1 protein-coding gene is annotated in these 235 nt (G+C 61.3%); it reads left to right on the top strand.

Annotated elements, in window-relative coordinates:
* Positions 1 to 235 (top strand): hypothetical protein (locus ACI77D_RS29450; protein WP_407018121.1); only part of this gene is annotated, 235 nt, incomplete at both ends.

Here is a 235-nt window from a genome sequence, read left to right as displayed (position 1 = left end):
GCGGACGCGGGATCTTCTGGAGTTGTTGGCGACAAAACTGGTGATGCCCAGGTTGGAGCCGCATGCCGAGGTGGTGAAGCCGTTGCTGGTGGGCAGTACGGCGACGCCGATCAAGACCGTGCCGGTTGCGTCGTTGAAGGCGGGTGAACAGTTGGTTTCCAACGCGGTGCCTGCGGTTCGTAAGAAGACCCAGCAGACGGCATTGGTGCGCCAGGAACATGTCGACGATGTGCCT

The organism is Pseudomonas sp. O39 (assembly GCF_045447295.1).
GTDB classification, from domain to species: Bacteria; Pseudomonadota; Gammaproteobacteria; order Pseudomonadales; family Pseudomonadaceae; genus Aquipseudomonas; species Aquipseudomonas antarctica_A.
Note: the sequence above shows the minus strand (reverse complement) of the source record. Positions and strands in the feature narration are given on the sequence as shown.